This window comes from Mycobacterium numidiamassiliense (assembly GCF_900157365.1).
GTDB classification, from domain to species: domain Bacteria; phylum Actinomycetota; class Actinomycetes; order Mycobacteriales; family Mycobacteriaceae; genus Mycobacterium; species Mycobacterium numidiamassiliense.
Map to the genome: position 1 here is coordinate 70,776 of NZ_FUEZ01000003.1, position 16,658 is coordinate 87,433.

Genomic DNA, 16,658 nt, shown 5'->3' on the forward strand with positions numbered 1-16,658 from the left:
GCCCTGGTGGAGTTTGCTGGTCCGGTGACGTCCACCCGGCTGGGCGTAGCGCCATGACGTCAGGCATCCAGAGCGAGGCCGACCTTCGGCACTGGCTGGTCGACTATCTGGTGACGAACATCGGCCGCACGCCGGACGAGGTTGACCCAGACCTGTCGCTGGCCGATCTCGGCGTGAGCTCCCGCGAGTCCGTCGTGTTGTCCGGCGAGTTATCGCAGTTGCTGGGCAGGCCGGTATCCCCGATCGAGTTCTGGGAACACCCGACCATCAACGCGCTGGCCGCTTACCTGACCGCGCCCGCTCCCGACCAGGACGCGGCCGCCGCGCTCAATCGCCCGGCACATAGCTCGCTCGACGAGCCCATCGCCGTCATCGGGATGGGATGTCGCTTCCCCGGTGGAATCTCGAGTCCGGACGCGTTGTGGCAGTTCCTGGTTGATCGCGGTTGCTCGATCGGCGAGGTGCCGGCCGAACGGTGGCTGCCGTTCGAAAACGGCTCGCCAGAGGCCGCGGCGGCATTGGCACGCACCACGCGCTGGGGCTCGTATCTGTCTGACATCGACGCCTTCGATGCGGAGTTTTTCGAGATCGCCGCAAGCGAGGCAGCCAAGATGGACCCGCAGCAGCGTCTGCTGCTGGAAGTCGCCTGGGAAGCCCTGGAGCACGCCGGAATTCCGCCGAACTCGCTGCGTCGGTCGCAGACCGGAGTCTTCGCCGGGTCATGCGGGACCGAATACGGCTTCCTTGGGGCCGGCGACATCGCCCAGGTGGACGCCTGGAACAACACGGGCGGCGCGATGAGCATCATCGCCAATCGCCTCTCGTATTTCCTTGACCTGCGCGGCCCGTCGGTGGCGGTGGATACCGCCTGTTCGTCGTCGTTGGTGGCCATTCACCTGGCCTGCCAAAGCCTTCGCACCCAGGACTCGCACCTGGCCATCGCGGCCGGGGTGAACGTGTTGTTGTCCCCGGCGGTATTTCGCGGTTTCGACCAAGCCGGCGCGTTGTCGCCGACCGGTAGGTGCCGCGCGTTCGATGCGGCGGCCGACGGCTTTGTGCGCGGTGAGGGCGCCGGGGTGGTGGTACTCAAACGGTTGACGGACGCGCAGCGCGACGGCGACCGGGTGCTCGCGGTGATCTGCGGCTCGGCAATCAATCAGGACGGCCGCTCCAACGGACTGATGGCCCCCAACCCGGCGGCGCAAATGGCGGTGCTACGCGCCGCCTACGCCAACGCCGGGATGCAGCCGAACGAGGTCGACTACGTCGAAACCCACGGCACCGGAACGCTGCTGGGCGATCCGATCGAAGCCCGCGCCCTTGGCACGGTGCTGGGTCGCGGACGTTCCGAGGATTCCCCGCTGCTGATCGGCGCACTCAAGACGAACATCGGCCACACCGAGGCGGCAGCCGGGATCGCGGGCTTCATCAAGGCGGTGCTGGCGTTGCAGCGCGGCCAGATTCCGCCGAATCAGCGCTTCGAAAGCCCGAACCCACACATTCCTTTTGACGACTTGCGAATGAAGGTCGTTGACACACACATTGACTGGCCGCAGACGCGGCATCCGCGCCGGGCCGGAGTTTCCTCGTTCGGATTCGGCGGCACCAACGCGCATGTGGTGCTCGAGCAGGGTCAGGAAGTGATCCCGCCGCCGCGAGTCACCCCCGATCCGGATGTGTCGACCTTGGTGGTGGCGGGCAGGACACCGCGACGGGTGGCCGCGACGGCGTCGGCGCTCGCCGAATGGATGGAAGGCGCCGGGGCCGAGGTGGCCCTGCCCGACGTGGCGCACACGCTCAACCATCACCGTGCCCGGCAATCGAAGTTCGGCACGGTGGTCGCCCGTGAGCGCGCCCAGGCGGTGGCCGGATTACGCGCCCTGGCCGCCGGCCAGCACGCCCCCGGCGTAGTGGGCCCGCAGGAGAGCGACGAGGCAGGGTCGGGCACGGTATTCGTCTACTCGGGCCGCGGTTCACAGTGGGCCGGTATGGGTCGCCAATTGCTGGCCGACGAACCGGCGTTCGCCGAGGCGGTCGCCGACCTGGAGCCGGTGTTCGTCGAGCAGGCAGGATTCTCGCTGCACGATGTGCTGGCCAACGGCAAGGAACTAGTCGGCATCGAGCAGATCCAGCTCGGCCTGATCGGGATGCAGCTGACGCTGACCGCGCTGTGGCGCTCCTACGGCGTGCAGCCCGACGTGGTGATCGGACACTCGATGGGCGAGGTGGCCGCCGCGGTGGTGGCCGGGGCACTCACGCCCGCCGAGGGATTGCGGGTGACCGCTACCCGCTCGCGGTTGATGGCACCGCTGTCCGGACAGGGCGGGATGGCGCTGCTGGGGCTGGATGTGGCCGCGACCGAGACGCTGATCGCCGAGTACCCGCAGGTGACGCTGGGCATCTACAACTCGCCGCGGCAAACCGTGATCTCCGGACCCACGGAGCAAATCGACCAGCTGATCGCCAGGGCGCGTAGCCACAACCGGTTCGCCAGCCGGGTCAATATCGAAGTGGCCCCGCACAATCCAGCGATGGACGCGCTGCAGCCGGCGATGCGGGCGGAGTTGGCCGATCTGGTTCCGCACACGCCGACCATTCCGATCATCTCCACCACCTACGCCGATCCAAACCGCCATCCGGTGTTCGACGCCGGACACTGGGCCACCAACATGCGCAACCCGGTGCACTTCCAGCAGGCCATCGCCGCCGCCGGAACCGACCACCACACGTTCATCGAGATCAGCGCGCACCCGCTGCTGACCCAGGCCATCGGCGAGACCCTGCACAGCGCCCAGCACGGCAGCAGGTACACGAACGTCGGCACCCTGCAGCGCAATACCGACGACACCATCTCCTTCCGCACCAGCCTGAACACGGTGCACACCGCCAACCCGCCGCAGACGCCGCATCCTCCCGAGCCGCATATCCAGATCCCCACCACTCCGTGGCATCACACCCGGCACTGGATAGGCAACGGGGCGATCGGGTGGCACGCGCCAGAATCCTTGCAGCACAATGGTTCTGCGTCGGGCACCGCCCCGGCAGGCCCGCTCGCCGACTGGTCATATCAGCTGTCGTGGCCGGCCGCGCCCCTGGACACGAAGCCGGAAGCAGCGACCGCGAGCCGCTGGCTGGTGATCGGCGATCCCGACATCGCGACCCAGCTGTCCGCGGAAACCGTGGACGCGGATGCCGACCCGGTGGAATTGGCCGAATCGGTCGGCGATGCCGAGCACGTGTTGTTCGCGCCTGCCAATGATTCGTTCGACGTCGCGTCGTCCTATCGGCTGTTCGACCAGGTGCGCCGGCTCGCCGCGGTGCTCGCCGCCGGGAACTCGTCGGCGAAGTTGGTGCTGATCACCCGAAACGCCCAGCCCGTCTTCGACGGCGATCGCGCCAACCCCGCCCACGGGCTGCTGTGGGGTCTGGGTCGCACACTTGCCCTCGAACACCCCGAAATCTGGGGCGGCATTCTCGATTTCGATGCTTCAGTGCCGGCCCAGGTGGTGACCAGGCAGCTACTCCAGGAAGTCGGTAGCGCCACGGGCGAGGACCAGGTCGTCTACCGGCGCGGCACCCGCCACGTGGCCCGGCTGCGGCCGCGAAACCTGCCGTCGGAATCGCCGGTCACGCTGGACGCCAACACCAGCCAGCTGGTCATCGGGGCGACCGGAAACATCGGACCGCACCTGATCAGCCAGCTCGCTCGCATGGGCGCCAAGACCGTCGTCGCGGTGTCGCGGAATCCAGGCTCACGCCTGCACGAACTGACGCAAAGCCTTGCCGCAGTGGGGACCAACCTCGTCACGGTGGCCGCCGACGCCACCGACGAAGCCGCGATGGGGGCGCTGTTCGACCGGTTCGGCAGCGACCTGCCACCGCTGCAGGGAATCTACTTGGCCGCCTTTGCCGGCCAGCCGGTCTCGCTCAGCGAGATGACCGACGAGGACGTCCGGGCGATGTTCGCGCCCAAGCTCGACGCCGCCGAGCTGCTGCACCGGCTGTCATTGACGACACCGGCGGCGTCGTTGCAACACTTCGTCTTGTTCTCGTCGATCTCCGGTCTGATCGGCTCACGCTGGCTGGCCCACTACACCGCCACCAGTGGGTATCTGGACGCGCTGGCGTATGCGCGCCGGGTGATGGGGTTGCCCGCCACCACCATCAACTGGGGATTGTGGAAGTCGCTGGCCGACACCGACGAGTCCAGTCAGGTCAGTGTGGGGTCGGGGCTGCTGCCGATGGAAGACGAGGTTGCGATCGGCGCGCTGCCGTATGTGATGAGCCCCGCCGCCGGTGTGCATTCCGTTGTGGTGCAAGCGGATTGGTCGCTGCTTGCGGATGCCTACCGGGCCCGCGGGTCGCTGCACATCGTCGACGACCTGCTGCCGGCACCGGGCGAGACGACCATGCCGGAAAGCGAATTCCGCATCGCGTTGCGCGCGTGCCAGCCCGAGCGCCGCCACACCATGTTGTTCGACCAGGTCGCCAAGCTGGCCGCGAAGGCCATGGGCCTGCGCCCGGGCGAGTCACTCGATCCCTCGACCGGGTTCTTCCAACTCGGGATGGACTCGCTGATGAGCGCGATGCTGCGGCGGGCGCTGTCTGACGACCTGGGCGAGGCGCTGCCCGTATCGGTGATTTTCGACTACCCCACCGTGTACAGCCTGAGCGACCATCTGGCCAGCGTGCTGCCCGAGCTCGAAGCAACCGACGAACCGACCGCCGACGCCTATGACGAGCTGGACGAGGACGAGTTGCTGGCAGAACTTTCCGAAAGGCTACGAGGCTCTTAATGACAGCAGCCACACCGGATCGCCGGGCGATCATCACCGAGGCGCTGCACAAAATCGACGATCTCACCGCGCGGCTGGAGATCGCCGAGAAGGCCAGCACCGAACCGATCGCGGTGGTCGGCATGGGGTGCCGGCTGCCCGGCGGAGTCCAGAGCCCCGAGCAGTTCTGGGAGTTGTTGCGCGAGGGGCGAAGTGGGATCGTGCGGGTTCCCCCCGAACGGTGGGATGCCGACGCCCTGTTCACCGAGGATCACACCGTTGCAGGAACGATCTGCAATCGTGAAGGAGGCTTTCTTTCGGGCTGGAAACCGCAGGAGTTCGATGCGGAGTTCTTCGCCATCCCCCCGCGCGAGGCGGCCGCGATGGACCCGCAACAGCGCCTGTTCCTCGAAGTTGCCTGGGAAGCCTTGGAAGACGCGGGAATTCCGCCACAGGCCATCCACGGCACCCAGACGTCGGTGTTCGTCGGGGTCACCGCCTATGACTACATGCTGACGCTGTCCGCCGGGGCGCGACCCGAAGAGCTGGACGCCTATGTGCTGACCGGAAACTCGGCGAACTTCGCCGCGGGGCGCACGGCGTATCTGCTCGGCGCCCGGGGCCCGGCGGTGGTGCTGGACACGGCGTGCTCGTCGTCGCTGGTCGCCATCCACCTGGCCTGCCAGAGCCTGCGCTGGCGCGAAAGCGACACCGCGCTCGTCGGTGGGACCAACCTGCTGCTGAGCCCGGGGGCCAGCATCGCGTGCTCGCGGTGGGGAATGCTGTCGCCGGAGGGGCAGTGCAAGTCCTTCGACGCGGGCGCCGACGGCTACGTGCGCAGTGAAGGCGCCGGCGTGGTGGTGCTCAAGCGGTTGTCCGACGCCCAACGAGACGGCAACCGCATCCTCGCCGTGGTGCGCGGGTCGGCGGTCAACCAGGACGGCGCGAGCAGCGGGGTGACGGTGCCCAACGGCCCGGCGCAGCAGGCGCTGCTTCGCCAGGCGCTGTCGACGGCCAAGTTGACGCCGGCTGACATCGACTACATCGAGGCACACGGAACGGGCACACCGCTGGGCGATCCCATCGAACTCGACTCGCTGAGCAAGGTTTTCGGCGACCGGGAGGGTCGGGCACCGCTGGTGCTCGGAGCGGTCAAGACCAACCTGGGTCACCTCGAGGCGGCGGCCGGAATCGCCGGTTTCATGAAGACCGTGCTGGCCGTCGAACATGGCCGCATTCCGCGCAACCTCAATTTCACCGAGCTCACTCCCCATGCCAGCGAAGGCGTTTCGCGGCTGGCCATCGCGACCGAGGACATGGACTGGCCGGCCACCGAGCAGCCACGCCGGGCCGGGGTATCGTCGTTCGGCGTCAGCGGGACCAACGCGCATGTGGTGATCGAGCAGGCGCCGCAAGCCGCGCCCGCACCGCAACGGGATCCCGCTCCGGCGGTGACGACCCTGGTGGTCACGGGTAAGACGGCGCAGCGGGTGGCGGCGACGGCCTCGGTACTGGCCGACTGGATGGAGGGCCCCGGCGCCGCGGTGCCGCTGGCCGATGTGGCGCACACGCTCAACCATCACCGGGCCCAGCAGCCTCAGTTCGCCACGGTGGCCGCCGTCGACCGCGACCAGGCGGTGGCGGGATTGCGCGGTCTGGCCGCCGGGGATCCAACGCCGGGTGTGGTGGGCTGCCCCGAGAGCGCGGTAGGACCGGGGACGGTGTTCGTCTACTCGGGCCGGGGATCTCAGTGGCCCGGAATGGGACGTCAGCTGCTGGCCGACGAGCCCGCATTCGCCGCGGCGATCGCCGAACTCGAGCCGGTATTCGTTGCGGAGGCTGGGTTTTCGCTGCACGACGTGATCGCCGGCGGCAAGGAATTGGTCGGCATCGAGCAGATCCAGCTGGGCCTCATCGGCATGCAGCTGGCGCTGACCGCACTCTGGCGCGCCTACGGGTTGACCCCCGATCTGGTGATAGGCCACTCGATGGGAGAGGTGGCGGCCGCGGTGGTGGCCGGCGCCCTGACACCCGCCGAGGGCCTGCGGGTGACCGCGACGCGGTCACGGCTGATGGCCCCGTTGTCGGGGCAGGGCACCATGGCGATGCTCGAGCTCGACGCCGCGGCCACCGAGGCGCTGATCGCGGATTACCCGCAGGTCACCCTGGCGATCTACGCCTCACCACGCCAGACCGTCGTCGCCGGACCCACGCCGACGATCGACGAGGTTGTCGAGAAGGTGCGTGCCCAGGGCTACTTCGCCGGCCGCGTCAATATCGAAGTGGCCCCGCACAATCCGGCCATGGACCCGCTGCAGCCCCTGATGCGCGCGGAACTGGCCGATCTCACCCCGCGACCGCCGACCATCCCGATCATCTCCACCACCTACGCGGACCTCGACGCCCACCCGGTCTTCGACGCGGAACACTGGGCCACCAACATGCGCAACCCGGTGCGTTTCCAACAGGCGATCGCTCATGCCTTCAGCGGCCTGGGCCGCCCCACCTTCGTCGAGATCAGTGCGCACCCGCTATTGACCCACGCCATCAGCGAAACCCTCACGGCGAGCGACAGTCCCGGCTTCGTCAGCGTCGGAACCCTGCAGCGCGATGCACACGACACCCTGACCTTCCACACCAACCGCAACGCCACCCACACCGCCCGTCCACCCGAGACTCCGCACATCTGCGGACCCCACCCGGTGCTGCCGACGACCCCGTGGCAGCACACCGACCACTGGATCTCCGCCAGCAGCACGACACACCACGCGCCAAACACCCACCCGCTGCTCGGCTTTGGTGTCACCGACCCCACCAACGGCACCCGGGTCTGGGAAAGCGAGCTCAGCCCCGATCTGCTGTGGCTGGGCGATCACGTGATCGACGACCTCTGCGTACTACCCGGGGCTGCCTACGCCGATGTCGCGCTGGCGGCGGCCACGGAGGCGTTCGCGGAAGCAGAGGGCGCAGCGCACCGGCCGTGGATGATCCGCGAGCTCAGCCTGCACCAGGTTCTGCAGGTAACCGACGGCACGGTTCTGGTCACCACGCTCACCGGCAACGAACAGAACTGCCAGATCGAAATGCGCACCCACAGCGCCTCGTCGGGCTGGATCAAGCACGCCACCGCCACGGTGGCCCGCGAGGCGGGCGACCGGTTGGCACCACCCGTGGTCGATCTTCCCGATGAAGGCTCGGCGGATGTCGACCCCGACGACCTGTATCAGCGGCTGCGTGCCGCCGGACAACAACACGGACCGGCGTTCCGAGGCATCACTGCGCTGGCCGTCGGACAATCCGGTGCGGCCCGTGCCGAGGTGCGGCTTCCCTCGTCCGCCAAGGCGGGTTCCCGCAGCTTTGTACTGCATCCGGTGATGATGGATATCGCGGTGCAGGCGCTCGGTGCCACCCGGGCCGCGACCGACCTGGCCGGCGGCCAGAGCGCGCGCCAAACCCTGGTGCTGCCAATACGTTTCGCGGGCATCCACGTCTACGGCAATGTGTCCGACGGTGTTCGTTCGATAGCGAGCCTCGCCGCCACCGACCGGCCGGATCGCCTGCGAGGCCACGTCGTGCTGACCGACCGGGACGGCCGACCGTTGCTCGTCATCGACGAAGTCGAGATGGCGGTGCTCGGATCAGTAAGTAGCGCAAGCGAACTCAACAGCAATGTGTACGCGGCCGAGTGGGAGCCCGCAGCGCTGGACAAACCGGCCGCAAACCTCGGCGGCTTGTTGCTCATCGGCGACGCGGGTACTGACGATGCGCTGCTCCCGGGGCTGCAATCGTCGCTGAACGACGGCGTCGCCGACATCGATGTGGTGTCGCCGACCGACACGGCGAAACTGCGCGAGGCGATCACCCGCAAGCCATGGGACGGCATCGTGGTGCTCTGCCCGCCGCAGGCCGTCGATGCCGCACTGCCCGAGGCAACGCAGCTGGACCTGGCAATGGCGCGCACCCTGCTGATCGCGGATATCACCAAGACGGTGACACGCATGGGCGCCCGCAACAGCCCGCGGTTGTGGATCGTCACCCGCGGCGCGCAACAGGTCGACGCCGGTGATCGAGTCACGTTGGCGCAGACGGAACTTCGCGGCATCGCGCGGGTATTGGTCTTCGAACATCCGGAACTGAAGACCACCGTCGTCGATGTCGACGCGGACGGCACCGAATCCCTTGCCGCCCTGACCCAGGAGTTGCTTGCGGGCTCCGACGCCGACGAGGTCGCCCTGCGCGGCGGCCAGCGCTACCTGGGCAGGCTGGTGCCCGCGCCCACCACGCCGACCGGCGAGCTCGCCGGAGAAGCCCGAAACACCGTCGTCGATCTGGACGCCGGCGGTGCGGTGCGGCTGCAGATCGACGAACCCGGACGCCTGGACGCGCTGAGATTGCATGCGGTCAAGCGGATCCCACCGAGGGCCCACGAGGTCGAGGTTCGCGTCGGCGCGGCGGGCCTCAACTTCAGCGACGTGCTCAAGGCGATGGGCATCTATCCCACGCTGGATGGTGCGCCGCCGGTGATCGGCGGCGAGTGTGCGGGCGTCGTGACCGCCGTCGGCGCCGGCGTCGACTCGGTCCGGGTCGGACAGCGCGTCATCGCCATCGGCCCGGGGGCGTTCGGCTCGCATCTGACGACGCTGGCCGACCTCGTCACCCCGATCCCCGACTCGTTGCCGGATCCCGAAGCGGCCGCCTTCGGCATCGCCTACCTGACCGCGTGGCACTCGCTGTGCGAGGTCGGGCGGCTGGCCCACGGCGAACGGGTACTCATCCATTCCGCGACCGGCGGTGTCGGGATGGCGGCGCTCGCGATCGCCAGGATGATCGGCGCCCGGATTTACACCACGGCCGGCTCGGAAGCCAAGCGCGACATGCTCGCCGGGCTGGGTGTCGAATACGTCGGCAACTCGAGGACCGTGGACTTCGCCGACGAGATTCTCGACATCACCGACGGCTACGGCGTCGACGTCATCCTCAATTCGCTTCCCGACGAAGCGATTCAGCGAGGCGTGCAGATCCTCGCTCCCGGCGGGCGGTTCATCGAGCTGGGCAAGAAGGACGTCTACGCCAATGCCAGCCTGGGATTGGCCGCGCTGACGAAAAGCGCGTCCTTCTCCGTCGTGGACCTCGACCTGAATCTCAAGCTGCACCCGGCAAAGTACAGCGAGATGCTCGGCCGCATCCTGGGCCACGTCGCCGACGGCACACTGCAGGTACTGCCCGTCACCACGTTCACCCTCGCCGACGCGGCCGACGCCTTCGCGCTGATGGCGTCCGGCCGGCACACCGGCAAGATCGCCGTCTCAATACCCGCCCACGGCAGCGTCGACGCGATAGCGGCAACGCCGCCGCAGCCACTGGTGAGCCGCGACGGCGGTTACATCATCGTCGGCGGCATGGGCGGCCTCGGCTTCGTCGTCGCGCAGTGGCTGGCGGCCAACGGCGCGGGATTGGTTGTGCTGAACGGTCGTTCGGCCCCCAGCGCCGAAGTCCAGGCGGCGATCGCGGACATGGTCGCCGCGGGCACCCGCATCGAGGTGGTCAGCGGCGACATCGCCGAACCCGGCACGGCCGACCGGCTTGTGCAAGCGGTCGCAGACGCCGGCTTCCGGGTGGCCGGGGTGCTGCACAGCGCCATGGTCCTCGACGACGAAATCGTGCTGAACATCTCCGATTCCGCGACACGACGGGTGTTCACCCCCAAGGTCACCGGCAGCTGGCGGCTGCACCAGGCCACCGCCGGATTGGATGTCGATTGGTGGCTGACGTTCTCGTCGGCGTCCTCGCTGCTGGGCACGCCCGGCCAGGGCACCTACGCGGCGGCGAACTCCTGGGTCGACGGACTGGTCGCCTACCGCCGCTCGCAGGGACTGCCCGCCGTCGGAATCAACTGGGGCCCATGGGCCGGGGTGGGCCGCGCCCAGTTCTTCGCCGATCTCGGCGTCTCGCTCATCACCGTCGAGGAGGGGCTCGCGGCGATGCAGCGGCTGCTGTCGGCCGACCGGGCCCGTACCGGCGTGATACACCTCGACGCCCGGCAGTGGTTCCAGTCCTTCCCCGCCGCGGGTGGTTCGTCGTTGTTCGCGAAGTTGCATGACTCGTCGAAGCTCGAGCGGCGCGGCGGCGGCGCGATCCGGGCGGAACTGGATGCCAGCGAACCCGCCGAGCGCCCGGGCCGCCTGGCCGCCGCGATCGCCGACGAAATCCGGGCGGTGCTGCGGTCAACCGAGCCCATCGACCACGATCGGCCCATGGAGTCACTTGGTCTGGACTCCCTGATGGGCCTCGAATTGCGGAACAGGCTGGAGGCGAGCCTGGGCACCACGTTGCCGGCTGCCCTGGTCTGGGCCTACCCGACGATCCACGATCTTGCCGGCGCCATGTGCGAGCGTCTTGGCTACACAACGTTTTCCGAGGCCGCAGAGGCGCCGGACGCGGAGAGCGAGCTCTCCGACGAGGAAATGGAATTGTTGTCCGACCTCGTTGCGGCGAGCGAGCTAGAGACGGCAACTGGGGGCAGTGAGTAATGACAAGTCTTGCCGAACGCGCGGCGCAGATGTCACCCAAGGCGCGCGAGGTACTCGCGCGTGAGCTGGTTCGCGCGGGCACGGCCTTCCCCACCGAGGTTGCCGAACCCATCGCCGTAATCGGGATCGGCTGCCGGTTGCCCGGGAATGTGACGGGGCCCGAAAGCTTTTGGCAGCTGCTGCTCGATGGCCGTGACGCCGTCGGCGAGGTACCGCCCGATCGGTGGGACGGGGACGCCTACTACGACCCCGATCCTCAGGCGCCGGGGCGGATGACGACCAAGTGGGGGGGCTTTCTCGACGACGTCGCCGGGTTCGACGCCGACTTCTTCGGCATCACCCCGCGCGAAGCGGTCGCGATGGACCCCCAGCAGCGAATCCTGCTCGAGGTCGCCTGGGAAGCGCTCGAACATGCAGGCGTGGCGCCGGATTCGTTGAACGGCAGCCGAACCGCGGCGATCATGGGCGTGTCGGCGTGGGACTACACGATCCTCAACCTCGAACGCAACGCCGAGATCGACGCCTACATGAGCACCGGGAACCCGCACAGCGCCGCGGTGGGGCGAATCTCTTACCTGCTGGGGCTCCGCGGCCCGGCGGTCGCCGTGGACACCGCATGCTCGTCGTCGTTGGTGGCCATCCACTTGGCCTGTCAAAACCTGCGGCTGCGGGAAAGCGATGTGGCACTTGCCGGCGGGGTGCACCTGTCGCTGTCGCCGTTCACCAGCATCGCCTTGTCCAAGTGGTCGGCCCTGTCACCGACCGGTCGATGCAAGACCTTCGACGCACTGGCCGACGGATTCGTGCGCGGCGAGGGCTGCGGCGTGGTGGTGCTCAAGCGGTTGGCCGACGCACTGGCCGCCGGCGATCGCGTCCTGGGCGTGGTCCGCGGTTCGGCCATCAACTCCGATGGCCGGTCCAACGGCATGACCGCCCCGAACGCGGCCGCACAACGCGACGTGATCACCACCGCGCTGCGGATGGCCGACGCCACGGCAGACAGCGTGAACTATGTCGAAACCCACGGCACAGGAACGATTTTGGGCGACCCGATCGAATTCGAGGCGCTCGCGGCGACCTATGGCGGCGGCGACGGCCGCTGCGCGCTGGGTTCGGTCAAGACCAACATCGGACACCTGGAAGCCTCGGCCGGCGTCACCGGATTCATCAAGGCCGTGCTTTCGGTGAATCGCGGATACATTCCGCCCAACCTGCACTTCCACCGGTGGAACCCGGCGATCGACGCTTCGTCGACCCGCCTGTTCGTGCCGACCGAGCGCACCGCGTTCCCCGGCGACGGCATCCGTCGTGCCGCCGTGTCGTCGTTCGGCCTCAGCGGCACCAACGCGCACGTCGTGATCGAGCAGCCGCCGGCATCCACGGCACCGCCGTCCGCCGCGCCGGTGGTGTCAACGTTGGTGGTGTCGGGCAAGACACCGGAGCGCCTGGCGGCGACCGCCGCAAGCCTGGCCGACTGGATCGCCGGCCCCGGTGCGGCGGCCCCGCTGGCCGATGTGGCGCACACCCTCAATCATCGCCGCGCCCAACACAGCTGGTCGGGCGCCGTCGTCGCCCGTGACCGCACCGACGCGGTCGCCGGACTGCGCGCGCTGGCCACCGGCACACCGGCACCCGGTGTCGTGGCAGGCGCCGAGGGCGGCCGCGGGCCCGGCACGGTGTTCGTCTACTCGGGTCAGGGAGCGCAATGGGCAGGCATGGGCCGCAAGCTGCTGGCCGATGAACCGGCCTTCGCCGCCGCCATCGACGAGCTGGAGCCCGAATTCGTTGCCCAAACCGGTTTTTCGCTGCGGCAAACGCTCGCCGACGGCAGCCCGGTCACCGGCATCGACAAGATTCAGCCACTGCTGGTGGCCATTCAGCTGGCGCTGACCGCGCTGTGGCGCCATCACGGCATCTCCCCCGACGCGGTCATCGGTCACTCCATGGGCGAAGTGTCGGCAGCGGTGGTGTCCGGCGCGCTGACCCCCGCCGAGGGGCTGCGCATCATCGCCATCCGTTCCAAGCTGATGGCGCAGTTGTCCGGCCAGGGCGCGATGGCCCTACTCGAACTCGACGCGCCCGCCGTCGAGGCGTTGATCTCCGAGTACCCACAGGTCACGCTGGCCGTGCATGCCTCGCCGACCCAATCGGTGATCGCCGGCCCGCCCGACCAGGTGGACGCGGTCATCGCAGCGCTGACGGCGCGCAACCTGCTGGCCCGCCGCATCGAGGTCGACGTGGCCTCCCATCACCCGATCATCGACCCGATACTGCCGCAATTGCGTTCGGCGCTCACCGATTTGGCGCCCAAGCCGTCGACCATCCCGATGATCAGCACCGCGAGCGAGGATGCCGCGCCGGTGCTGGACGCCGAGTACTGGGCCGCCAACCTGCGCAACCCGGTGCGCTTCCACCAAGCCGTCAGCGCCGCGGGCGCCGATCACCACACCTTCATCGAGATCAGCCCGCACCCGCTGCTCACCCACTCCATCAACGACACCCTGGGCGAGTCCAACGCGCACGCCATCGGCACCCTGCTGCGCGACACCGACGATACCGTCACCTTCCACGCCCAGCTCGCCGCCGCGGGCCACCCGATCGCCACCGACGGCCGACTGGCCGACATCCCGGTAACCCCTTGGCAGCACACCCAATTCTGGGTCGCCGACCGGTCGGGGATATCGAACGCCGTCGCCGGCCACCCGCTGCTCGGTGTGCACATCGAAGTCCCGTCCAGCCGCGACCACGTCTGGCAGGCCGACGTCGGCACCGCGGTGTCGCCATGGCTGGCCGACCACAAGGTCTTCGGTCAGCCCACCATGCCCGGCGCAGGGTTCGCTGAAATCGCCCTGGCCGCGGCCAGCGAAGCGCTGGGCGTACCCGCGGAGGCGCTGTCGATCAACCAGCTCGAGGTCGAGCAGATGCTCACCCTGAACGAGCACACCCAGTTGACGACGCAATTGACTCGCGGTGCCGACGACAAGACCCGGATCGAAATCTATTCCCGCTCTTCGGGTCGCGACTGGTCCCGGCACGCCACGGCCAGCGCCGAAGTCCGCACACCGGACACCTCCCCCGATCGCCCCGCACCCGCGGGCGGCGGCGAGACGGCGATCAACCCGGCGGACCTGTACACCGCGCTGCGTCAGGCCGGTCAATACCACGGTCCCGCGTTCGCGGCCCTGACCGCGATCCGCCGGCTGCCCGGCGGCTCCGTCGAAACCGACATCACCCTGCCCGACGAGGCGCCGCGGTACCCCGGGTTCCGGCTGCACCCGGTCATGCTGGACGCAGCCCTGCAGAGCCTGGCCGCAGCCATCCCCGACGATGAACTCGCCGGGTCCGCCGAAGCCAGTTATCTGCCAGTGTCATTCGAGTCGGTGCGGGTGTACGGCGACCCCGGTCGGCGCGCGCGTTGCCGGGCGCAGCTGTCCGGCCTCGACGAAGCCGGCGCGGGCAAGCTCGGCCGAGTCGTCCTGACCGACGACACCGGGACGGTCACCGCCGAGATCAACGACATCTATGTGCGCCGCGTCGAACGGCGCAGTGTGCCACTTCCATTGTCGCAGAAGGTTTTCGACACCAACTGGATACCCGTTCCGGTGAGCCCCGCGCAGACCGAAGCCCCAGGCAGTTGGCTCGTGCTCACCGATCAGCAGACGCCCGAGGCAGACCAATTCATCGCGGGGTGGCGGTCGGCGGCGCGCCGGGTGATCACCGCCGACCTCACCGACGAGTCCGCCATGCTCGCCGCCCTCGACGAAGCCACCGGCGATCCCGAGCATCCGCCGGTCGGCGTCGTCGTCTTCGTCACCGCCGACCCGGACGTCACCGACGCGGGCATCGTCCGGGCGCGCGAATCGGTCTGGGCGGTCTCCACCGTCGTCCGCGCCATCATCGGCGGCTGGCATGGCCAATCGCCGAGGCTGTGGCTGGTCAGCCGCGGCGGTCTCGCGGTAGGCGACGAGCCCGGCCGGCCGGGGATCGGTGCGCTCAAGGGTTTGGTGCGGGTGCTGGCCTACGAGCATCCCGAGCTGCGCACCACGCTGCTCGACCTGGACGCCACTGCCGAGCCGCTGACAGCGCTGAATGCCGAACTGCAGGTGACGGTTTCCGACTCGATCGACGACGTCGTCGCCTGGCGGGGCGGGCAGCGCTACGTCGAGCGGCTGGCACGGGCGACCCTCGAGGAGCCCACCCGCGAAGCCGTCCGCTCGGGAGCTTCCTACATCATCACGGGCGGCCTGGGCGGCCTGGGCCTGGTGGTCGCGCGATGGCTGGCGGACAGCGGCGCCGGCCGCGTCGTCCTCAACGGGCGCAGCGAGCCGTCGGACGAGCAGCGCGCCGTGCTGGCCGAACTGGAGCGTAAGACCGAGATCGTGGTGGTCGCAGGCGATGTGGCCGATCAGGGGGTGGCCGACAAACTGGTCGCGGCCGCCGGTTCGAACCTGCGTGGCATCCTGCACGCGGCCGCGGTACTCGACGACAGCCTGATCTTCTCGATGAGCAAGGACAGCGTGGAAAGGGTGTGGGCGCCCAAGGTCATCGGGGCCCTGCGGATGCACCAGGCAAGCCTCGGTTGCGAATTGGACTGGTGGCTCGGCTTTTCCTCCACCGCGTCACTGCTGGGCGGCCCGGGCCAGACCTCATACGCGTGCGCGAGCGCGTGGCTCGACGCCCTCGTCGACTGGCGCCGCGCCTCGGGCCTGCCGGCGACGGTGATCAACTGGGGACCGTGGGCCGAGGTCGGGCTGGCCCGCGCCCTGACCGGCGGTGCCCTGGATTCCATCACCCCGGCCGAGGGCGCCGCGGCGCTGGAACCATTGCTGGCCACCGATCGTGGCCATACCGGCGTTGCGCGGCTGCGTCCAGACCGGGCGCTGATCGTCTTCCCCGAGATCCGCAACCTGGGCTATTTCACCAACGTGGTCGCCGAACTCGACGCAGCGGGTGACGGCGGCGATTGGGCCGGTCCCGAAGCACTGGCCGGCCTGGATCCCCACGAGGCGCAAGCGGTGATGACAGAGCGACTGCGCTCCCGCATCGCCGCGGTCATGGGCTACTCCGACCGATCGGCCGTCGACCCGACCGTGCCACTGATCGAGCTGGGCATGGATTCGCTGATGGCGGTGCGTATTCGCAACACCACCCGCGCGGATTTCGGAGCCGAACCGCCGGTGACGCTGCTGCTGCAAGGCGCGTCGCTACAGGACTTGACGGCCGAACTGGTTCGCCAACTCGGGCTCGGCGGGCAATCACAGACACCCCAGGCCGAAGATGGCGTTCGCGACCGGGCACAGCAGCGCGCCGCGGCGCGCCAACAAGCCGCACAGCGGCGAAAGCGAGGATAGTA

3 protein-coding genes are annotated in these 16,658 nt (G+C 68.8%); all 3 read left to right on the plus strand.

Going from position 1 to position 16,658, the window contains the following annotated elements; all coding sequences use genetic code 11:
- Positions 1 to 53 precede the first annotated feature (53 nt).
- Genes MNAB215_RS00210 through MNAB215_RS00220 form a run of 3 tightly spaced genes read left to right on the plus strand, consistent with a single transcriptional unit; the run spans position 54 to position 16,656 of the window.
- On the plus strand, positions 54 to 4,796 hold the full coding sequence (locus MNAB215_RS00210) for an SDR family NAD(P)-dependent oxidoreductase (protein WP_077076937.1): 4,743 nt from the start codon (positions 54 to 56) through the stop codon (positions 4,794 to 4,796).
- On the plus strand, positions 4,796 to 11,305 hold the full coding sequence (locus tag MNAB215_RS00215) for a type I polyketide synthase (protein WP_077076936.1): 6,510 nt from the start codon (positions 4,796 to 4,798) through the stop codon (positions 11,303 to 11,305). The genes MNAB215_RS00210 and MNAB215_RS00215 overlap by 1 nt, the downstream gene beginning before the upstream one ends.
- Positions 11,305 to 16,656: a type I polyketide synthase gene (locus MNAB215_RS00220; protein WP_077076935.1), complete on the plus strand. Its 5,352-nt coding sequence runs from the start codon at positions 11,305 to 11,307 to the stop codon at positions 16,654 to 16,656. The genes MNAB215_RS00215 and MNAB215_RS00220 overlap by 1 nt, the downstream gene beginning before the upstream one ends.
- Positions 16,657 to 16,658 lie beyond the last annotated feature (2 nt).

Excerpts from the sequence above, each read along its gene's own strand:
- MNAB215_RS00210 (WP_077076937.1), top strand. The coding sequence starts at position 54 with ATGACGTCAGGCATCCAGAGCGAGGCCGACCTTCGGCACTGGCTGGTC.
- MNAB215_RS00215 (WP_077076936.1), top strand. The coding sequence starts at position 4,796 with ATGACAGCAGCCACACCGGATCGCCGGGCGATCATCACCGAGGCGCTG.
- MNAB215_RS00220 (WP_077076935.1), top strand. The coding sequence starts at position 11,305 with ATGACAAGTCTTGCCGAACGCGCGGCGCAGATGTCACCCAAGGCGCGC.